The 20067-nt window shown below is 70.1% G+C and carries 18 protein-coding genes, 2 pseudogenes and 1 CRISPR repeat array; of the genes and pseudogenes, 7 read left to right on the top strand and 13 right to left on the bottom strand.

Annotation, left to right across the window (positions count from 1 at the left end):
* Positions 1-92: 92 nt before the first annotated feature.
* Both OG700_RS10990 and OG700_RS10985 read right to left on the bottom strand, forming a co-directional pair.
* Positions 93-626, bottom strand: a complete 534-nt coding sequence (locus OG700_RS10990; protein WP_405612288.1) for a GNAT family N-acetyltransferase — start codon at positions 624-626, stop codon at positions 93-95.
* Complete coding sequence (locus tag OG700_RS10985) at positions 617-1831, bottom strand: XRE family transcriptional regulator (RefSeq protein ID WP_405612286.1); 1215 nt, start codon at positions 1829-1831, stop codon at positions 617-619. Before OG700_RS10985 ends, OG700_RS10990 begins: the two co-directional genes overlap by 10 nt.
* A 235-nt stretch (positions 1832-2066) precedes the next feature.
* On the opposite strand from OG700_RS10985, the gene OG700_RS10980 reads away from it, so the two are divergent.
* From OG700_RS10980 to OG700_RS10970, 3 genes are all read left to right on the top strand, one after another.
* On the top strand, positions 2067-2597 hold the full coding sequence (locus OG700_RS10980) for a DUF6415 family natural product biosynthesis protein (protein ID WP_405612284.1): 531 nt from the start codon (positions 2067-2069) through the stop codon (positions 2595-2597).
* Positions 2594-3409: a hypothetical protein gene (locus OG700_RS10975; protein WP_405612282.1), complete on the top strand. Its 816-nt coding sequence runs from the start codon at positions 2594-2596 to the stop codon at positions 3407-3409. Before OG700_RS10980 ends, OG700_RS10975 begins: the two co-directional genes overlap by 4 nt.
* Positions 3410-3552: 143 nt before the next feature.
* A complete protein-coding gene (locus tag OG700_RS10970; protein ID WP_405612280.1) occupies positions 3553-3678 on the top strand; it encodes a hypothetical protein in 126 nt (41 codons plus the stop codon).
* A gap of 117 nt (positions 3679-3795) precedes the next feature.
* Positions 3796-7118: direct repeats of the CRISPR family, unit length 29 nt; unit sequence CGGAACACCCCCGCCTGCGCGGGGAAGAC.
* A gap of 294 nt (positions 7119-7412) precedes the next feature.
* Here the strand turns inward: OG700_RS10970 and OG700_RS10965 are convergent.
* The 4 genes and pseudogenes from OG700_RS10965 to OG700_RS10950 form a co-directional block, all read right to left on the bottom strand.
* On the bottom strand, positions 7413-8390 hold the full coding sequence (locus tag OG700_RS10965) for a diiron oxygenase (protein ID WP_405612278.1): 978 nt from the start codon (positions 8388-8390) through the stop codon (positions 7413-7415).
* Between the two features lie 170 nt (positions 8391-8560).
* Positions 8561-9430, bottom strand: coding sequence for an alpha/beta fold hydrolase (locus tag OG700_RS10960; RefSeq protein WP_405612276.1), 870 nt, complete (start codon positions 9428-9430; stop codon positions 8561-8563).
* 132 nt (positions 9431-9562) lie between these two features.
* Positions 9563-10042 (bottom strand): annotated as a pseudogene (locus OG700_RS10955) (DUF3291 domain-containing protein).
* On the bottom strand, positions 10039-11187 hold the full coding sequence (locus tag OG700_RS10950; RefSeq protein WP_405612274.1) for an amidase family protein: 1149 nt from the start codon (positions 11185-11187) through the stop codon (positions 10039-10041). The pseudogene OG700_RS10955 and the gene OG700_RS10950 overlap by 4 nt, the downstream one beginning before the upstream one ends.
* Positions 11188-11283: 96 nt before the next feature.
* Between OG700_RS10950 and OG700_RS10945 the strand changes: the two genes are divergently transcribed.
* The gene (locus OG700_RS10945) at positions 11284-11589 is read left to right on the top strand and encodes a hypothetical protein (RefSeq protein ID WP_405612272.1); all 306 of its coding nucleotides are present in this window, start codon (positions 11284-11286) and stop codon (positions 11587-11589) included.
* A 34-nt stretch (positions 11590-11623) separates the two neighbouring features.
* Here the strand turns inward: OG700_RS10945 and OG700_RS10940 are convergent, their stop codons facing one another.
* The 5 genes from OG700_RS10940 to ligD form a co-directional block, all read right to left on the bottom strand.
* Positions 11624-13087: a penicillin-binding transpeptidase domain-containing protein gene (locus OG700_RS10940; RefSeq protein ID WP_405612270.1), complete on the bottom strand. Its 1464-nt coding sequence runs from the start codon at positions 13085-13087 to the stop codon at positions 11624-11626.
* Positions 13084-14541, bottom strand: a complete 1458-nt coding sequence (locus OG700_RS10935; protein WP_405612268.1) for an FtsW/RodA/SpoVE family cell cycle protein — start codon at positions 14539-14541, stop codon at positions 13084-13086. Before OG700_RS10935 ends, OG700_RS10940 begins: the two co-directional genes overlap by 4 nt.
* 121 nt (positions 14542-14662) lie before the next feature.
* Positions 14663-15193, bottom strand: a complete 531-nt coding sequence (locus tag OG700_RS10930; RefSeq protein WP_405612266.1) for an SH3 domain-containing protein — start codon at positions 15191-15193, stop codon at positions 14663-14665.
* A gap of 195 nt (positions 15194-15388) precedes the next feature.
* Positions 15389-15790: a zinc-ribbon domain-containing protein gene (locus OG700_RS10925; protein WP_405612264.1), complete on the bottom strand. Its 402-nt coding sequence runs from the start codon at positions 15788-15790 to the stop codon at positions 15389-15391.
* A gap of 82 nt (positions 15791-15872) precedes the next feature.
* Positions 15873-16757 (bottom strand): non-homologous end-joining DNA ligase, encoded by an 885-nt coding sequence (gene ligD / locus OG700_RS10920; protein ID WP_405612262.1) that lies wholly within the window; start codon positions 16755-16757, stop codon positions 15873-15875.
* A 40-nt stretch (positions 16758-16797) separates the two neighbouring features.
* Between ligD and OG700_RS10915 the strand changes: the two genes are divergently transcribed.
* Positions 16798-17865, top strand: coding sequence for a Ku protein (locus OG700_RS10915; protein WP_405612260.1), 1068 nt, complete (start codon positions 16798-16800; stop codon positions 17863-17865).
* 389 nt (positions 17866-18254) lie between these two features.
* Here OG700_RS10915 and OG700_RS10910 read toward each other — a convergent pair whose 3' ends face one another.
* Positions 18255-18395: a hypothetical protein gene (locus OG700_RS10910; RefSeq protein ID WP_405612258.1), complete on the bottom strand. Its 141-nt coding sequence runs from the start codon at positions 18393-18395 to the stop codon at positions 18255-18257.
* Positions 18396-18429: 34 nt separating this feature from the next.
* Here OG700_RS10910 and OG700_RS10905 point away from each other — a divergent pair.
* Together OG700_RS10905 and OG700_RS10900 are read left to right on the top strand one after the other, a co-directional pair.
* A pseudogene (locus OG700_RS10905) lies at positions 18430-18993 on the top strand (glycoside hydrolase family 97 catalytic domain-containing protein); the annotation flags it as partial.
* A gap of 88 nt (positions 18994-19081) precedes the next feature.
* Positions 19082-19180, top strand: coding sequence for an NPCBM/NEW2 domain-containing protein (locus OG700_RS10900; RefSeq protein ID WP_405612256.1), 99 nt, complete (start codon positions 19082-19084; stop codon positions 19178-19180).
* Positions 19181-19275: 95 nt separating this feature from the next.
* On the opposite strand, the gene OG700_RS10895 is transcribed toward OG700_RS10900, so the two are convergent.
* Positions 19276-20058: a hypothetical protein gene (locus OG700_RS10895; protein WP_405612254.1), complete on the bottom strand. Its 783-nt coding sequence runs from the start codon at positions 20056-20058 to the stop codon at positions 19276-19278.
* Positions 20059-20067 lie beyond the last annotated feature (9 nt).

Below are 20067 nucleotides of genomic sequence, written 5' to 3'. Positions count from 1 at the left end.
TTCCTGCCGTGGAAGGACGATCCGGACGGAACACCCCCGCCTGCGCGGGGAAAACGCGCCCCCTGCCCGAAGGCCAGACAGGGGCGCCTTCGTCATGCCCGATTGCTACGCTCGGGTTTGAGAAGCCTCAACATTACGGCGAATACGGGGGAATCTTCGTAGGGTTTGGACTCGTCAACTTTCTCGTATCCCCATGATTCATAGAGTGCCACCACTTTGGGATGCGAAAGGTCGACAAACAACGTCACCGCCTCTTCGGTCCTGCTTGCCAACAGGGCCTCGTGGAGCCTCAAAGAGGCGCCCGTCTTTCGCCACCGAGGTAGCACCATCAGTTCAGACAGTGCGAAGGCTCGATCCTCTGCGCCCAGAAACTCAGGTCGGTCCGAGCCCCTCCACCAGCCACCGGGGCTGAAAGGGGCTCCGTATAGGTAGCCCACTGGTTCACCCTTGTCAAAGCCGATGAGGCAGACCCAGCCGTCCCGGCTGCTCCAGCCATCCACGAATTCAGCGAAACGCTCTCTGGAATCAAAGGAACCTGTCGACCCCTCGTAGGCCGCATCGTGGATGTCCAGAAGCATCGTCCGGATACCCTTTGCATCCTGCTGTCCGTAGAATTTCACTTCCATTGCCGCGACCTTTCGAGCCATGAAGTAACTTCAGGCGCCCTGGACCCCGCCGAGGCAACCACAGTCCACACCCTGCCGAGGGTGTCGATGGTGCGCTTCGAGCCCGACCCGGCAAGTAGGCCGAGCGCGTCCTGGCTTGTGGCACACGCCAACTCCAGCTCCCCCTGACGTGCTTGGGCCAGCGCGAGGTGTGCCGTGTACAGGGACACGTTGCGAACGAGTTCGGGACGAATCCCTGAGAGCGTTCGATGAAAGAAGTACTCGGCCTTCCCGAAATCACCCACACAGAACCAGATGCTGGCCGAGAGTCCGTCCAGCTCGCTGTGATCGTAGAAATCGATCCAGGCCGACCGCTTTTCATCGCCAGCTCTGCAAAAGGATCTCTCGGCCGCGGCGAGGGCTCGGAGGGCTTCACTACGCCGAAAACTCCGGGCCAACTCCTTTGCAATGCGCATATGGGCAAGAGAAGCGTACAAAGGATCACGACGGGCGACCCAAAGCCCTTTCATGGTCTCGGCAGCAGCCACACCTTCAACATGGTCTTCTCGTTGTCCGGCCGCCATCGCCAAGTGGTTCCAGACGTGGTATTGCGTCTCGGAGTCTCCGGACAAACCCGCCAATGTGATCGCTCTGTCCAGGTGTCTCCGGGCACGGGTGCGAACCTTGGCGTCAATAGCGGCGAAAGCAGCAGCGCTGATTACGTCGGAAGCAAGGGAGTACAGCGCCTGTCGCACTCGGGTCGAGGCCGTTCCCGAGGAAAGGGTGGACTGGATGCGCATGGAAAGCTCGACAGCATCGTTCTCCACCTGCCTCGCGCCCCCGACTTTCCAGTCATCCTGGAGGATCCGCACATACTCATGGTGGAAACGGTATACGTCACTCATACCGAGTCGAGTGAGTGGCGGAGCGCTGGCTGGTGAAGGACCGCTGGCGGCAGTGTTGGACCGGGGGCGCGCTTGACCGGTCTCGCCCCGGCTGAATCCCAACTCGGTGGCCGATCGCCCAAGTACTTTCTCAAGGCAGAGACGTTGCCTCGCATGAGGCCACTGGGTGCCGCCGTCGAGGTACCGCCGCACATCCCGGTCCGTCAGGCGCCCTTCGCGCCCTGTCAGCGCTTCGTTCTCGGCATTGAGTCTGCGGGCTAACTCCGTTTGAGAGAGTGCCAGATCAGCCATGGCTGCGGCCAGTGCTTCGTTCTTCGCCACATCCGCAAGGTACCCCCGGCGCCTCAACTACGGCAGTCCGAAGGTAAAAATCACCGGGGTCACGTTCTCTCTAGCAGGGCATCTTCGCCTGGTCTACAGGCTGGTTCAGGGATGGACTTCCTCCTGAGCCCCCACCGTATGGGTGGAATGCCCGCTCGGGCTTGGCCGGGCTCACACCCCGCAGACCCCTGGAGAAGCCCGTGAGTGACCGCAGTCAGGGCCAGGTGCAACCCCGGTGACCGGCACCCTTCACGACATCACGGGCGAGGCCGTCGCACTGCACGCGCTCCCCCCGCTGGACACCCTGACCGACGACCAGGCGCGCGGTGCCGTGTGCGTCTGGGACGCCGCCGAACCCCCGCTCACCGCTGAGACCGCGGTCGACCTGGGAGAGCGGCCGAGCGCCGAGGGCGGCCACTGGTTCCCTCACGGCTGCCGACCCCACGCCGCACAGCACACGCACGCGGGCGATCCGCTGGACATCGCCACGATGCGCGAGGCCGTGCAGCGGCTCCTCGGCCCGGCGGCCGACCCGCCCGGCGCGGAACTCGATCTGCTCATCCTCCAGTTGCGCGGTCATCTGAACCTGCTGATCTCCGAGCTGGACGGGTGCGACGACCCCCGCGCCGAGGCAGGTCTCGGCGAGGCCCGGCGCAGGCTGTCGGCCGGCCCCGGCTCGCTCGGCCCTCTGCGGCATGCCACGCTCCTTGCCCGCTCCGTCGTGGCGCTGTGCACCCACGCGGAGCGCCTGGCGGTGACCGGATGAAGACCGTGACTCCCTGGACACCGCCCACCACGACGATCGAACTCGTGGCGGCCGGGAACGTCTGGGACGCCGTACGCGTCCCGGCCCGATACGGGCCAGGCGTGATCAGCCGCCTCGGTACTACGACCGGCGCCGTCATCGAGGACACTCACGCCGCCACGCTGTACTGGCTCGTACACCCCGGCACGGCGGACACGTGGGACCTCTCGCCGCAGCACGTGAGCGTCCTCGGCGCAGCGTCGTACGTCGCCGTCCCGCCACCGGGAGAAGGCAAACCCGCCTACCGCCTGCGGTGGGCCGTGCCGCTCACACCGACGTGCTACCTGACCAACGCCCAGGCGCTCCTCACCGCACTCACCGCCGAAATCGAGACAGTGAGCGGAAGCTGGGGCGGCGACATGGCGTATTGCGCGCTTCTCGATCACACGGCCGCCTGTGCCGCGTGCAACGCGCATGAGCGGTGCGGGAGGGGCGACGAGCTGCGCGCGGCGGAGCGGGCCGCACGTACTCAGCGCCGCGTGGTCCCGCTGTTCCGGGGCGACCCGATCACTCCCGAAGACCTCGGTGGCGAGGAACCGATCCGCTGGCAATTCCGTCAGGACACCTGCACCTGGTGCCAATCCGGCGCCGAGGAGCTGGTCGCGGTCGGGCTGTTCCACTCGGCCTCCGGACCGGGCTGGATCATCTACGCGTGCCCGCCCTGTCTCCGGCGCCAGAACCTGCTGCCCTTGGACCAGCACCCCGCGGGCGCCTGGGGCGGACTGCTCCACAGCGACGGATCCCCGGCGGGGCCACCGCCGCCCGTCTCATGAACTCCCGTGCGCTCGGCGGCCCGACGCGGTGACCGACCCAGCAGTCGTGTACGAGCTGGGCGATTGCTTCCGCTGCGACCGCGCAGGACTCCAGGTCACCCGTATCGGAGAGATCACCGGACCGGAGGGCGAGACGCCACTCGATGCCTGCCGGTCGTGTATCGAGCGCCTGCTCGCGATGCACCTCGGCGCCCACGAGTATCGAGCGCCTGCTCGCGATGCACCTCGGCGCCCACGAGAACCCCGTACGCCAGTACGTACGGCAGTGACACCCTCGCCCGTGGCGCGGCGGCGCGCACGGGCGAGGGCCATACGCCCCAACCGGCAGGTGCTCCGGCGCTGCTGGCCGGGGCCTTCAGCCATATGCGTGATACACGCATAGAACGCGGAACACCCACGCCTGCGCGGGGAAGGCTGCCCCATGGCCACACCCATGTCTGCGGCTCGCGGAACACCCCCGCTTGCGCGGGAACAACTCCACCCAGCCGAGCATCGCCCGGCCCAGGTGCGGAACACCCCCGCTTGCGCGGGAACAACGTGCGCGCTGCTGTGCTGATCGCCCCCGGGGCCGGAACACCCCCGCTTGCGCGGGAACAACGAAGAGGTGCATGCGCTCTTCGTAGCGGGCCACGGAACACCCCCGCCTGCGCAGGGAAGACGACGCGCCGGGCACGCGCCGGATCGCGTTGACCGGAACACCTCCGCCTGCGCGGGGAAGACGTGTTCGCACGTTCGCTGTTGTGCCACATGCGAGGAACACCTCCGCCTGCGCGGGGAAGACTGCCGGGCGGGGTTCTGGCTCATGGGGTGATCCGGAACACCCCCGCCTGCGCGGGGAAGACACAGAGTGCACCTGGAAGTCCGGCACGACTACCGGAACACCCCCGCCTGCGCGGGGAAGACACCGGACAGCACACACGCGGTCGAGCCGCAGGCGGAACACCCCCGCCTGCGCGGGGAAGACCACGCCCCACTCAGCCATCAGTTGGACCACGCCGGAACACCCCCGCCTGCGCGGGGAAGACGCGGCGTACGGCGCGAGCGTCGACCACCGCAACGGAACACCCCCGCCTGCGCGGGGAAGACCTGCCGCTCCTCCACCCAGAAGATCCCGGCCGCGGAACACCCCCGCCTGCGCGGGGAAGACCCCCCGTCGCACGCCGCCGCACTGATCGACGCCGGAACACCCCCGCCTGCGCGGGGAAGACACTCGGTCTCAAAGAGAGGACGGACCATGGCACGGAACACCCCCGCCTGCGCGGGGAAGACACCGAGTACCTGGCCCTGGAGCCTGCCGAGCTCGGAACACCCCCGCCTGCGCGGGGAAGACAGACTCGCATACGCAGCAGCGCTGACAGCCGCGGGAACACCCCCGCCTGCGCGGGGAAGACGCTCAGCATGCTCTTGTCGACCTCGCCAATGCCGGAACACCCCCGCCTGCGCGGGGAAGACTCCTTCATGCCGCTGGGGGCCTTGCGCCACAGCGGAACACCCCCGCCTGCGCGGGGAAGACTCGGCGGACTCATCCTCGTACGGGTCCGGCTGCGGAACACCCCCGCCTGCGCGGGGAAGACCATACGAGTTGAGATGTCCAAGACCCCGAGCCCGGAACACCCCCGCCTGCGCGGGGAAGACACCGGAGCGACGACATCGGTGCACTTGACGACCGGAACACCCCCGCCTGCGCGGGGAAGACGGCGTGCCAGCACTGTGCCGAGCTGTTCGACCTGGAACACCCCCGCCTGCGCGGGGAAGACTCGGCGGACGGGTGGCCGGGCCACGGTGTCGACGGAACACCCCCGCCTGCGCGGGGAAGACATGCGGTCGCGCATGCCGCCGTCGCACCGGAACGGAACACCCCCGCCTGCGCGGGGAAGACTCGACCCACTGCTGCGTGCGGTCGTCCAACGGCGGAACACCCCCGCCTGCGCGGGGAAGACATTCAGGTCTGGAGTCCAATTCCATCTACACGCGGAACACCCCCGCCTGCGCGGGGAAGACCCACACGGTTACCAACCTTGAGAATGCTCACGCGGAACACCCCCGCCTGCGCGGGGAAGACTCACATGAGACTCGGTCTGCCTGGCCATGTCACGGAACACCCCCGCCTGCGCGGGGAAGACGGTTCCTGGGGCTACACCAATCCGCCGGCTGTCGGAACACCCCCGCCTGCGCGGGGAAGACGCCCGCGCCACCGTTCTCCGTGAGCGGGCGGACGGAACACCCCCGCCTGCGCGGGGAAGACAGGCTGGCCGTATGCCAGTCGCCCCGGAGTACCGGAACACCCCCGCCTGCGCGGGGAAGACGTCGCGCAGATCGTCCGCGCCGACGACCCCGGCGGAACACCCCCGCCTGCGCGGGGAAGACGACGGCACGGACGACCCGAACGAGTTCTGGATCGGAACACCCCCGCCTGCGCGGGGAAGACGACCAAACGAAACCCCTCCACTGGGTGGACCACGGAACACCCCCGCCTGCGCGGGGAAGACACGGCTTGACTGGTCAATGCGTTGACCGGTAGCGGAACACCCCCGCCTGCGCGGGGAAGACAGCAGCAGGTCGCCGAACAGGAGCTTTGCCAGCGGAACACCCCCGCCTGCGCGGGGAAGACCGGACACCGCCGATGCCGTGCGCCTCCGCGACCGGAACACCCCCGCCTGCGCGGGGAAGACGCAGTCGCGTTTACCGGGCTGTATGACCGTTATGGAACACCCCCGCCTGCGCGGGGAAGACGAGAGGTCCACGGTCCTGGAGAGCTTCCCTGTCGGAACACCCCCGCCTGCGCGGGGAAGACCCCCCGTCGCACGCCGCCGCACTGATCGACGCCGGAACACCCCCGCCTGCGCGGGGAAGACGCTGCTGCCCCCTCAGCCTGACCGTGGCCGGCCGGAACACCCCCGCCTGCGCGGGGAAGACTTCGGTCTGAGCGGCGTGAAGATGTACGCCAGCGGAACACCCCCGCCTGCGCGGGGAAGACGACATGGATGGACGTTGCAGTGCTCACGTGGCCGGAACACCCCCGCCTGCGCGGGGAAGACCAGCAGCAGCAGACCCAGTACCACTGCTGTCTCGGAACACCCCCGCCTGCGCGGGGAAGACCGGGTACTGGGAGGCACGGACTGGAATCCGGCCGGAACACCCCCGCCTGCGCGGGGAAGACGCGCTGTTGTGCTCCCGCTGAGCGGCCATCAGCGGAACACCCCCGCCTGCGCGGGGAAGACGCGCTGTTGTGCTCCCGCTGAGCGGCCATCAGCGGAACACCCCCGCCTGCGCGGGGAAGACACCGCCCGCCGACGCAGCGTCGCCGGGTACGACGGAACACCCCCGCCTGCGCGGGGAAGACAGCGACCCCCGATTGCGCAGGCAGAATGGTCCCGGAACACCCCCGCCTGCGCGGGGAAGACAGGTGCAGGCCATCCGGGACACGGGGATACCGCGGAACACCCCCGCCTGCGCGGGGAAGACCGGGGAGCCACCGAGTCCGTGGGCTCCGGCCACGGAACACCCCCGCCTGCGCGGGGAAGACTACGCGGCGGACAGCTCCAGTTCGGTCTGGCCCGGAACACCCCCGCCTGCGCGGGGAAGACGACTCCGCTACGGAGCGAATGAGAGTAGATGGCGGAACACCCCCGCCTGCGCGGGGAAGACGCAGGAGAACCGAGGCTGGAACTGGCAGGGGGCGGAACACCCCCGCCTGCGCGGGGAAGACTCTTCGCGACCTGCGGTTTTCGGAGGGCTTTGCCGTCTCTTTAGGAGAGCGACTGCCCGACACAGCATCAGTCTGGCAGGTCCCAGGCCAGTTCAGGGCACCGTCGCGTCATTGCCTGGTCAGCGACCCCGTGCACCACCATGCGCCGCCGCCAATTGCGCTGTGCGTGCTGGGTGTTCGGCCTCGGGGTTCAACCGCCAACGAGAGGTCGCCCCCGAACCCGGCACCCGCGTGGCGGCTCCTCGCCTGAAGGCGGCGGGCAGTGTGGCAGTCTCCGCACAACCACCCCACCCCTCACGCCAACAGCCCGGACGCCTTCCACAGCCGTCGCCCCGTCCCCCGCAGCACCCCGATGTCGTCCAGGAAGTCCGTCAGGCGCTTCGCGCCCGACTGCATCACCTCTCGGCGATGGGGGCTCGTGCGGACCTGGGTGAGGGCTTCGTGGCGGTTGAGGCCGACGTTGTCGTAGACCTGGGGGTTGACGAAGCAGACCGAGAAGACGCGTGCCGCCTGGCCGGCGGTGAGGCGGGTCAGTTCCTGTTCCCAGCGGGGGGACGTGACCATCTGGCGGCGCAACTCCTCGCGGGCGTAACGGACATGGCGGGCCTCCTCCACCACGTGGATGCGGGTCACGCCGCGTACCAGCGTCTGGACGCGCTCGTCCGGGAACGTCAGGCGCTGCATCCAGTCCAGGATCTCCTCGCCCAGGAGCGTCGCGGCGAAGGAGCCCGGGGTCGTGGAGACCGTCTTCAGCAGGCGCGCGACGTTGTGGTGGACGCGGGGGACGGGGTACGCCGGGGCGCCGCCCTTCTGGATCATCTTCGCGAACATCATCGAGTGGCGGCACTCGTCCGCGATCTCGGTGAGCGCGTAGCGGACGTGATCGCTGGTCACCGACTTGTCGTAGATGTGCCTGACCAGCAGTTGCATCAGGATGATCTCGAACCAGATGCCGAGCGAGGCGAGCGAAGCGGCCTCGTGGCGTGCCAGGTCCATCCGCTGTTCCTCGGACATCTTCCGCCACAGCGGGGTGTCGTAGAGGGAGACGAGCTCCGGCGGCCAGTACCACTTGCCGTCCTCCGCCGGGGCGTCCCAGTCGAGGTCCTTGTCCGGGTCGAAGGAGTGCTTCGCCGAGGCTTCGAGGAGGCGTCGCGCGACCTGTTCGCGGTCGCGGAGCGGGCCCAGCGCGTCGCGGAGGAGCTGGATCTCGCGCTCTTCGTCGTCCTCACGCGTGCGCGTGGCTGTCACTTCGCGTTCGTGCGCTGCTGTCATGGCTGAGAGCACCTCGTGGCTGGGGTTACCGGGGGTACGGTTCTCGATTCCCTTATAAGACTTCCTGTCAGCAGGTCTCGTCAATCCCCCGGCGCCACTTGTTGGCTCGATGTCCAGCGGCGTGTGGCAGCCGGGGTCGCCGACGGAGACCCCGGCCCCCGGCCCCGGCGCTACGGCGTCCCCGCGCCCCTCCGCGTGAACTCCAGTACGCGCTCCGCCACCGCCTCCGGCTCCTCCAGCAGCATCGCGTGCGTCGCGTCCAGGTCCGCCGTCGCTGCCGTCGGGCGTTCCTTCACCAGCGACGCCAACTCCCGGTCCATCCGCCCCGTATGAGTCTCGATCAGCTTCTCGAACCACTCCATCCCCGGCATCGGCGGCTGCTCCCGGCGCGCCCTGACCACGAGCAGCGGGCAGGCCAGCCGGCGCATCGCCGGAAGCAGCTCCAGCGCGTCCAGCGCGTCGAGCAGCTCCAGCCACCGCCCGCGTTCCGGGAGCGTCTGCCAGCTGCCGTCCGCCAGTTGGCGTGCCGCGCCCCGTGCCGCCGCCTCCGCCCGTGCGGGCGGGATGCCGAACTGGCCCGCGTACGCGACCTGTTGTTCGATGTACTCGGGCGGCGCCACCTGGCCGGCCGTCGCCCGCATCGTCTCGCCCAGGCGCAGCCGGCTCTCGCGGTCCTCGCCCGCGTAGTCGTCCGGCGCGCCCCACCACAGGCCGTCGAGGTTCACCACGCCCGGCGTCACACCGGGGTGCTCGTCGGCGTACCGCACGGCGACCATCCCGCCCAGTGAGTGGCCGACCAGGATCGCGTGCGGGGCGTCGTGGGCGCGCAGCGCGTTCTCGATCGCGGTGACCGTCGATTCGAACGACCAGGGGGCTTCGGCATCGGAGCGGCCGTGCGCCGGGAGATCGGCCGCGAGTACCCGGTGGTGCGGAGTGAGGAGCGGTGCGGCGGCGTCCCAGTCGGCGAGCGAGCGCCCCGCGCCGTGCAGCAGGAGCAGTGGCGGACCTTCGCCGCCGTGGTCATGAATGTGAAGAGGCATGGCTCAACCGTAGGGGCGGCGCGGAGCCTCAAGATCATCCACCAGGAGGAAGGAATCCCGCCCCCTGGTGGTCCATAATGGATGAGGGGCAAGGGAAACAGCCGACGCGCCGTTTGCATCTCACTCACGCACTCACGCACTCGGCGCGAAGCTCTGTCGCAGCGTGAACGCGTGTGCCGTCGGGCCGTGTTGGCGCAGATACAGCAGCCGCGACTCCGCGTCCCGCGTCGTCGGCCGGACACCCGCCTCCACCCACCACAGCGCGGTCATCGCCTCTTATACGCGCTCGAACCACTCGAAGCGCCGGGCGAGCAGTTTGCGATGCCGGCCCTGGTACATGAAGGCCGTCAGCGCGTCCGTGTTCCGCCACACCGACAGGTTCACGATCAGCCACGCGTCGCCGAAGACCGGTACGCCGGTCGCGTTGCCCGTGTCGCTCTGGAGTCTCCAGACGAAACCGTCGGACCCTTCTGCGACCGCGTTCACCGGGTCGAGCGCGTTCACGAAGTCCTTCAACTCGGCTGAGTCCAAAGGGTGCTTGAGGCGGGCGATGTTCACCTGGGCGAGTTCGTACGCGGGGCGCCCGGCAGCGGCGGGAGAGGGAGTCGTCATGGGCGCACGACAGGCAGAGCCCGCTCGGCGGCACGGGCGATTTCGAGGAGCCAGACGTCCTTCCCGCGCGCCGCCACCAGTTGGAGTCCCACCGGGCAGCCGTCCGGCGTGAAACCGGCGGGCAGGCTCGCCGCCGGATGGCCGCTCAGGTTGAACGCCCAGGTCAGCTCCGTCGAGTAGACGTCGACGCCCGGTCCCTCGTGGCCGTGCGGGCGGTTCGGCGTCACCGGGGTGAGCAGCAGCGGCGTACGCGCGAAGTACGCGTCGAGCCGCCGGTCGTTCTCCTCCCGCGTCTCCCGCGTCTCCCGCGTCTCCCGCGTCTCCCGCGTCTCCCGGGCGTTCCGGGCGCCCCGAGCGTCAAAGCCCGCGCCCGCGCCCGCGCCGCCGCGTACGGCCAGCCACGCCTCGCGCGGGTCGAGCAGTTCGACACGTGCCGCGGTGGCTTGGTCGAGCCTTACGACCCCGCCGGCCACCAGCCGGCCCACCGCCGCCCGTACCACCGCCTCCACCCCCGGATCCGTCCGCGCGAAACCGAGATCCGGCGAGTACGTGGCGGGCACCGGCACCCCGGCGCCGCCCACCTCCTCGTACTCGTCCAGCACGCACCGCAGGTACCCCCGCGCGTCCGCCGCCCGCCGCGTCAGCACCCCCGCCGTCGCCAGCCCCGTCCGGTCCGGCGACGGCAGCAGCCCCCTCGTCGTCTTCAGGCCGAACACCCCGCACCACGCCGCCGGGATCCGCACCGACCCCGCCCCGTCGCTGCCCGTCGCCAGCGGCACCAGACCGGCGGCGACCGCCACCGCCGAGCCCGCCGACGAACCACCGGGCGTGCGGTCGGCGCGGTAGGGGTTGACCGTACGGCCGTGGGCGCCCCGGCCCCAGGTCTGCCAGTACGTCCCCGGCCCCGGCACCGCCGTCGAGCCGACCGGCACCGCCCCGGCCGCGATCAGCCGCCGCGCCGCGTACGAGCGGATGCCCGTCGGACCCTTCACCGCGAACGGCAGCCCTGCCAAAGGCAGTTGGCCCTCCACCGTGCGAACCCGCGCCGGCGCCCGCGCGTGCCACACCTCGATGAACGCGCACAGCCGCGGGTCGAGGCGGTCGATCCGGTCCAGGGCCTCGGCCACCGTCCACCTGGGAGTCACTCCGACGCCTTTCCCCGGTTGCGGGCTCGCCGAACCGCGCCCACGCTTGACTGGCGGCACGGATGTGCCGGCGCGCCGGCCCATGGGAGTCGGCCCATGAGAGGCGGGACAGCCATGAGGGTGCTGCTGACGGTCCGGATGGACACCGAGAAGGCGAACAAGGCGATCGCGGATCGCACGCTGCCCAACACCCTGAAGTCGGTGTTCGACCGGATCAAGCCGGAGGCCGCGTACTTCGGGAGCCAGGACGGTATGCGCACCGCTTACGTCGTCTTCGACCTCAAGGACGCCTCCGACATTCCGAGCGTCGCCGAGCCGTTCTTCCAGGATCTCGGCGCCGAAGTGGCCTTCCAGCCGGTGATGGACCTCGACGACATCCAGACCGGCCTGGGCAAGCTCTGACCCAGCCTGACCCAGCCTGATCCGAACGACATGCCTAGGCCCTGTCCGGCAGCGCCGCCTCCATCACCGCCCGGGCGATCGGCGCCGCGTCGCCGCCCCCGCTGATCTCGCCGCGCACCGCCTCCGCGTCCTCCACCACCACGGCCACCGCCACCGACGGGCGGCCCGCACCCTCCGCCTGTGCCCAGGAGATGAACCAGGCATACGGCGTACCGGAGTTGCCCACCCCGTGCTGCGCCGTCCCCGTCTTGCCGCCGACCGTCGCGCCGTCGATCCCGGCGCTCTTCCCCGTACCGGTGTCCACGACCTCCACCATCAACTGCCGCAGCCGGTAGGCCGTCGACGGGCTCATCGCCTGCCGGTACGAGTGCTCGCCCGTACGGGAGACGACGTCGCCGTCCGCCGCGAGCGTCCGGTCCACCAGATACGGGTACTTGAGGTCCCCGCCGTTCGCGACGGCCGCCGCCACCATCGCCATCTGGAGCGGTGTCGCCGTCGTGTCGAACTGGCCGATGGAGGAGAGCGCGAGCTGGTCGTCGCTCATCTCCCGGTCGAAGTTGGACACGGCGACCCCCGACGGAATCCTCAACCGCTCCTCGTTGAAACCGAATTTGCCGGCCGCCTCCACCATCGATTCGAGCCCGACCTCCACCCCCAGCCCGGCCATCACCGAATTGCAGGACCACTTGATGGCGTACGCCAGGGACTCCTTGTCGCAGCCCCGCGCGTCGTTCGGGAGCGTGGTGCGCGTGCCCGGCAGGACGTACGGCTCCGGGACGCCCGTCGGCGCGTCCACGTCGCCGACCACTCCGGTGTCCAGCGCGGCGGCGGCCGTCACGATCTTGAAGGCCGAACCGGGCGGATACGTCTGCCGGATGGCCCGGTTGAGCATCGGCTGGGTGCTCGCGCCGTTGAACCGCCGCCACGCGTCGGCCACGCCGCCGCCCGTGCCCGACAGCTTTCCCGGGTCGTACGACGGGCTGCTGACCAGCGCGAGGATCTTGCCGGACGTCGGCTCGATCGCGGCGACCGCGCCGCGCCGGCCGGCGAGTCCGGCGTAAGCGGCCCGCTGCAAGGCCGACTTGACGGTCGTGACGACCTTCCCGCCGGGCTGCTGGGCGAGGGTGATGTCGTTCCAGAACGGCAGCGGGGCGAGCGTCGGGTCGGTGCCGGACAGGATGCCGTCCTGGGCGTTCTCCAGGAGGGTGTTGCCGTACGTCTGGGAGGCGTAGCCGGTCACCGGCGCGTACAACGGCCCCTGGATGTAGGTGCGTTCGTAGCGCAGTTGCTGACCCGTGTCCTTGGACCCGGTGACGGGCCGGCCGTCGACGAGGATCTGACCGCGCGGCTGCTCGTAACGGTCCATGGTCTTACGGCGGTTGGCGGGGTTGTTGTCGAGGGAGTCGGCCTGGATCACCTGGATCCGGGCCGCGTTGACGAGCAGGGCGACGAGGAGCAGCAGACAGAACCCGGCGGCGAGGCGGATATGGCTGATCATCGCTCGCCTCCCCCCGCCGCCGGACCGGCCGGCCCCACCGATCCCGGCGGCCCGGCTGGTCCCGGCGAACGAACCGTGACCACCGCCGGCGCGATCACGCCCGTCTCCACCGTCTCCGGATGCGGCCTGCGCGCCGAGTCGCTGAGCCGGATGAGCAGCGCCACGATGACCCAGTTCGTGACGACCGACGAACCTCCCTGCGCCAGGAACGGCATCGCCATGCCGGTCAGCGGGATCAGCCCCGTCACCCCGCCCGCGATCACGAACACCTGGAGCGCCACGATCGACGCCAGACCGACCGCGAGCAGCCGCCCGAACGGATCACGCAGAGCGAGCCCGGTGCGGTAGCCGCGGGCGACGAGCAGCGCGTACAGCAGGATGATCGCGGTCAGCCCGATCAGTCCCAGTTCCTCGCCCGCCGTGGCGAGGATGAAGTCGGACTTGGCGGCGAAGCCGATGAGGACGGATCGGCCGAGCCCCAGCCCCGTACCGAACATCCCGCCCGCCGCGAACGCGAAGAGGGACTGGGCCAGTTGGTCCGGCCCGTGGCCGGCGTCGATGGAGGCGAACGGGTGGAGCCAGTCCCGCACCCGGCTGTGGACGTGCGGTTCGAGCCAGCCGACGGCGAACGCGCCGACCCCGGCCAGCAGCAGCCCGACGGCGATCCAGCCGGTGCGGCCCGTCGCCACGTACAGCAGGATCACGAAGAGCCCGAAGAAGAGCAGCGAGGTGCCGAGGTCGCGTTCCAGGACCAGGACGAGCACGCTGAGCAGCCAGATCGCGACGATGGGGCCCAGCACCCGGCCGGTGGGCAGTTGGAGCCTCCAGATCCTGCGGCCGGTGTACGCGAGGGCGCCGTGGTTGGCCGCGAGATAGGCGGCGAAGAAGACGGCGAGCAGGATCTTCGCGAACTCGCCCGGCTGGAAGGAGAGTTCGCCGAGCCGGATCCAGATCCTGGCGCCGTTCACGGCGGGGAAGAAGATCGGCACGGTCATCAGCAGCAGCGCGGCGACCACCGACAGATACGCGTACCGCTGGAGCACCCGGTGGTCGCGCAGGAGCACGACGACGGCGATGAACAGCGCGACACCGAGGGTGGACCAGATCAGCTGCGCGGGCGCGTCCCGCTCGCCGGGCGTCGCCAGGTCCAGCCGGTGGAGGAGCACCAGCCCGACACCGTTGAGCAGGACCGCGATCGGGAGCAGGAGCGGGTCCGCGTACGGGGCGCGGAACCGGACCGCGAGATGGGCGACGAGCGCGAGCAGGCCCAGCCCCGCGCTGTGCGCGAGGGCGTCGGGCGGGGCGGCGTCGTCGCGGGCGAGGCCGACGGCGACGTAACCGAAGACGGAGATCAGGACGGCGCACACGAGGAGCGAGAGCTCGACCCCGCGCCGCTTGCGGAGGCGTAGTTCGGGCGGTTCGGGCGGGGGAGAGTCCGCCGTCGTTGCGGTCATGGAGCGCAACGTAGCAACCCGACATGCCTTATGTCCGCTTATGTAAAGACATGAGGCATGTCGGGTCAGGTCAGGCTTCGCGCGGCGTCAGCACCGGCGCGGCGTCAGCACCAGCAGGGCGTCAGCACCAGCGGGGCGCCTGGCCGATGTTGTCGATGTACGCGGCCGAGCCCCACGCCCAGGTGCCGTCCGTGAGGAGGTACCAGCGGTCGTTGCCGTTCACGTTGTCGCCCCGCGTCTTGCAGAAGATGTGCACGATCGAGCCGTACGCGGCGGTGCCGATGACCTTGCTGCCGCGGGTGGGCTTGTCGCGCAGCAGCAGCCCGGTCTTGGCGGTGACCCGGCCCTTGTACTCGCGCGGCGCCGTCGCGGCCTGGGCCTCGGCCTCGACCGCCTCGGGGTCGATGTCGGCGGGGCGGCCGGCGTTGGCGTTGGCGTTGGTGCCCGTGCCCGTGCCCGTGCTCGTGCCCGTGTCCGCGCCCGCGTCCGCGTGGCCGTTGGAGCTGACGGGCGGCGGGGCGGGTACCGCCGCCATCGCGGGTGTCGCGGTCAGGGCCGCGACGGCGACGGCGAGGGCCGCGGCGTACGGGCCGAAGGAACCCCGGAGACGCGGGGCAGAGGAACGCAGGGAACGCAGGGAACGCTGGGACATGCGTGACTCCTGATGTTCGGGAAGGGGCGGGAGGACGACGGGGAACTGCTCGACCCTCGCCCGATTTACCCTAGTTTCGTCACATTCTGTCCGCAACCGTAACGCTGCGTACCCCGCGCACCCGGCTCAGCCCCGCGTGACCCGCCTCGCGATCCCGCGCCCCTGGGACCCCGCGGCCCCGCAGTCCCGCCGTCGTCAGCGCTGGTACGGGTTGCCGCCCTGGCCCGGCTGCTGCCCCTGGCCACCCTGTCCGCCCTGGCTGAACGGGTTCCCGCCGCCCGGCTGCCCACCCTGCGCGCCCTGGCCGCCCTGCGCGAACGGGTTGGCGCCGTGCTGCTGGCCCACGCCCTGCTGGGCCTGCGACGCGCTCTGCGCGAGCAGCTGCTCCGCCTGCTCGTTCGGCACCTGGTGCTCCACGCCGCAGAATGTGCACTGCGTGTAGTGCTTCGTCGAGTACGGGAACAGCGGCACGAAGAACAGCGTGAACTTGGATACCCGCTTGCGCAGCGTGTGCGCCGACGGATTGCCGCAGCTGCCGCACACGAGCGTCAGTATCGCCAGTTGGTAGATGTAACCCTTGGTCCCAAAGATGATCATGCGTGGTTCCTTCTCTGCTCATGACGCTTCATGACGCTCATGACTGGCGTACCCCTATGGTGCACGCCCACCACGGCAACGGTCACGGCAGGCGACCCGCCCGATTGAGATTGATCAGCGGGCCGAGGAGGTCCCCGTACCGCTCCAGCCGCCCCGCGATGTCACCGACGCGGAAGACCAGCTCCTGCGGCGCCGCGCAGTTTCCGACCTCCTCCCAGGACACCGGGGTGGAGACGGTCGGTTCCGTCCTGGCGCGCAGCGTGTACGGCGCCGCCGTCGTCTTCGCCGCCGAATTCTGGCTGTGGTCGACGAAGACCTTGCCGGGGCGCAGCGCGCGGGCCATCCGGTGGACCACCAGATGCGGCAGCTCGGCCTCGGCCTCGACGGCGAGCGACTTGGCGTACGCGGAGACCTCGGGCGACGGTGTCGGCTCCAGCGGTACGAGCAGATGCAGGCCCTTCGAGCCGGACGTCTTGGCGTACGCGCGCAGACCGTCCGCCGCGAGCCGTTCGCGCAGCCAGAGCGCCGCCGCGCAGCACTCCACCACGGTGGCGGGCTCGCCGGGGTCCAGATCGAAGACGATGCGGTCGGCGCGGGCCGGGCTGTCGACCTGCCACTGCGGGGTGTGGAACTCCACCACCAGGTTCGCGGCCCACATCAGCGTCGCCAGATCCTCCACCAGCACCTGCTTGGCGAGCTGGCCCGCCGAACGCGGCACCGCCGCCGTACGCACCCAGGACGGTGTGCCCGGCGGCGGATTCTTGGTGAAGAAGCGCTGGCCGGCGGGGCCGTCCGGGTAGCGGAGGAAGGAGACGGGGCGGTTGGCCAGATGGGCGAGCAGGGCACCGGCCGAGGTCGCGCAGTAGTGCAGGATCTCGCCCTTGGTGGTGCCGGTGGCCGGGTAGAGGACCTTCTCCAGATTGCTGAGGGCGATCCGCCGCCCCTCCACCTCGGCGATAGGCGTCATACGATGAGAATCCCACGAATTCGGATGTAAGGGATTAATCGTGCGATCCATATGGAACGGCGCAATCTCCTTCGGTCTGGTCAGCATCCCGATCAAGCTGGTGAACGCCACCGAGAGCCACTCGATCTCCTTCCGGCAGATCCATTTGGCGGACGGCGGCCGGATTCGTTACCGCAAGGTCTGCGAGCTGGACGAGGAAGAGGTCACGTCGGCCGAGATCGGCAAGGCGTACGAGGACGCGGACGGGTCCATGATCCCGATCTCGGACGACGACCTCGCCCAGCTCCCGCTGCCGACGGCGAAGACGATCGAGATCGTGGGGTTCGTGCCCGAGTCGTCCATCGATCCGCTCCAGCTGGGCTCCGCGTACTACATCTCGGCGAACGGCGCGCCCGCCGCCAAGCCGTACACGCTGCTGCGTGAGGCCCTGAAACGGAGCGAGAAGGTCGCGGTCGCGAAATTCGCGCTGCGCGGGCGCGAGCGGCTGGGCATGGTGCGGGTCCTCGGCGACGTCATCGCCCTGCACGGGCTGCTCTGGCCGGACGAGATCCGGCAGCCGGAGGGGGTGGCGCCGGAGACGGAGGTCAGCATCCGCGACGCCGAACTCGACCTGGCCGATGCCCTGATGGACACGCTGGGCGAGGTCGAGCTGGCATCGCTGCACGACGACTACCGGGAGGCGGTCGAGGAACTGATCGCCTCCAAGGCGGCGGGCGGCGGTGAGTTGCGGGCTCCGGAGGGGGCGGGAGAGCGGCGCGGGGGCAAGGTGCTGGACCTGATGGCGGCGCTGGAGAGCAGTGTGCGGGCGGCGAAGGAGTCGCGGGGGGAGGGGAGCGGTACGAATGCGGGTGCGGGTGCGGGTGCGGGGGACGGGGACGGGGATCACGCGGAGGTGACGCATCTGCCGGCCCGGAAGAAGTCGGCCGGTGCGCGGAAGACCGCTTCGAAGGCGGCTTCGAAGACGGCTTCGAAGAAGGCGCCGGCCAAGAAGGCGTCGGCAGCGGCGAAGAAGACGGCGACGGGCAGGACCGCCGCGAAGAAGACGGCGTCGGCGACGGCCAAGAAGACCACGGCGAAGAAGGCCCCGGCGCGGAAGCGTTCCGCCTGAGGGCCGTTCGGCCGGGCCGGTTCGCCCTCAATCGCCGGACGGGCTTGAGGTGCCCGGAGGGCGGAGCCGACGGCGTCGGGTGCGTGCGATCGCAAGGCGGAGGATCGGCGTTGTGGATGGCCCGCCGTACTTGGGCGCCTTCGAGAACGCTGTCAACGCGGCGAGGTGCCGTGCCAGGCGTCCCGGACCCCCGAAGATCCGCCGGACAGGACCTAGGGCGTGTTTCGAAAGTCCCGCCTGGCCGACGACGCCTGGCACGCGCACTCGCCGCGTTGTCGGAATCATCCAAGTACGTCCAGTACGAGAACGATCCTCCGCCTTGCGATCGCACGCACCAGACGCCGTCGGCCCCGCCCTTCGGGCGGACGGCGCTACTTTCGCAACACGCCCTAGCGGTGGCGGGTGTCGCGCAAGGTGAAGTCGTCGGGTGGTGGAGGCGTCAGCGCGTTGAGCGCGGTGGCGATCTTCTTCTCCTCGTACGTGAAGTGCGACTCCACCAGTGCGACGAGGCCGTCAAGTTCACCCCGCACCCGGCGCGCCTCGGCGGCGTCCGGCGTGGGGCTGATGCCGTCGAGCAGACCCTGGAGCCAGGCCGAGGATCGCCGTCATCACTGGATCCGCCCCGGCGCGGTCACCTGGTCCTGGCTCGCCGGATTCGGCGCGGCCCAGCGCAGTTTGGCGACCAAGCAGCGGTTCGTGGACTACGCGGCGGCGCACGGCTGGGAGTACTCCCTGGTGGACGACGGCTGGAACACCACCGACTGGATGCCGAAGTTGATGGAGGACGCCGAACGGCGGTGCGTGGGCGTCCTGTTGTGGATGCACTGGAACGACCTCGACACGCCCGCCGAGCGCACACGGCGGCTCGACAAGGTCAAGGAGTGGGGCGCCGCCGGGCTGAAGATCGACTTCATGGACTCCGACTCGCGCGAACGCATGGGGTGGTACGACGACATCCTCCGGGAGACCGCCGATCGCGAGCTGATGGTCAACTTCCACGGCTCGACGCTCCCGCACGGCGTCCAGCGCACCTGGCCGCACGTCATGTCGATGGAAGGCGTGCACGGCGACGAGCAGGGCAACGTCCAGGCCGACGACATGGCCACGCTGCCCTACACCCGTAACGTGGTCGGCTCCATGGACTTCGCACCCATGGGCTTCCAGTTCGGGCAGCGCCACAACACCGAGGCCACGGTTCGACGTCGACGTCAGCGGGGTGCGGCAGTTGACGCTGCGCGTCACGGATGGCGGCGACGGGATCGACTCGGACCACGGGGACTGGGCGGACGCGCGGCTGCGGGAGAAGGGGGTGTAGGGCGGCGACCGGAGCCGTCCGGCGGTTGGGGGTGCCCTACGTGCTGTGCCCTACGTGCTGTGCGCTACGTGCTGTGCGCCCTGCGTACTGTGCCCTCAACCGCCGGACGGGCTCGACCGGTCCGGCCACGCGTCGGGCGCGGCATAGTGGTTCTTGTGCCCGGCTTCCAGGACGGCGCCCAGCTCCGCGAGACTCTCGGTGCCGGGCGGCAGGTCCAGCCGTCGCAGCAGTACGAGCGCGGCCCCGGGATCCAGCTCGCCGTACACGGCGTGGTAGCCGCCGAGCAGGGCGCGGAACAGCGCGCCGTGCAGCGCGGGGACGGCAGCCGCGGCCTCGTACACGCGGTGCTTCACCGGCCACGGCACCGGCCCCGACGCGCGCAGCACCCACTCGGCCCGCAGCAGCAGGGGCCGCTCGGCACGGGGCAGCGCGTCCACGTCGTCGCCCAGCACCCGGGCGAAGGCCGTTTCCGCCGTCGCCCGGTCCTCGAACCAGTCGACCCAGAGGGCGTACGTGAGCGCCTTCGGCTCCTCGGCGGACTCCAGCCGTCGGCGGCAGCCCGTCCAGAACGCGTCGGCGGGCAGCGGATCGTCCTCGTCTGCGAGGGCGAAGCCGATCTCCGCCAGCACCCAGTACTCGTCAAGGAGATCCAGCAACCCGAAGCCGAGCCGCAGTCGTCCGGCCGCGTCGAGGCAGTGATCCCTGAGCGCCGCGCGGGTCCAGGCGTGCGCGACGTCGTTCGCGGTCAGTGCTGCGCCGGGCGCCCGGTCGTCCGTCCCCGCCTCGATCCAGCCGCCGCCGTCCGCCTCCGTCAGGCCCTTCTCGGCCAGCCAGCGCCGGGCACGGGTGCTGTCGTTCACATACTCCCAAGGACTCACCGCCCAATC

This window comes from Streptomyces sp. NBC_01508 (genome assembly GCF_045040315.1).
Lineage (GTDB): Bacteria > Actinomycetota > Actinomycetes > Streptomycetales > Streptomycetaceae > Streptomyces.
This window is presented reverse-complemented; position numbering and strand designations above follow the sequence as displayed.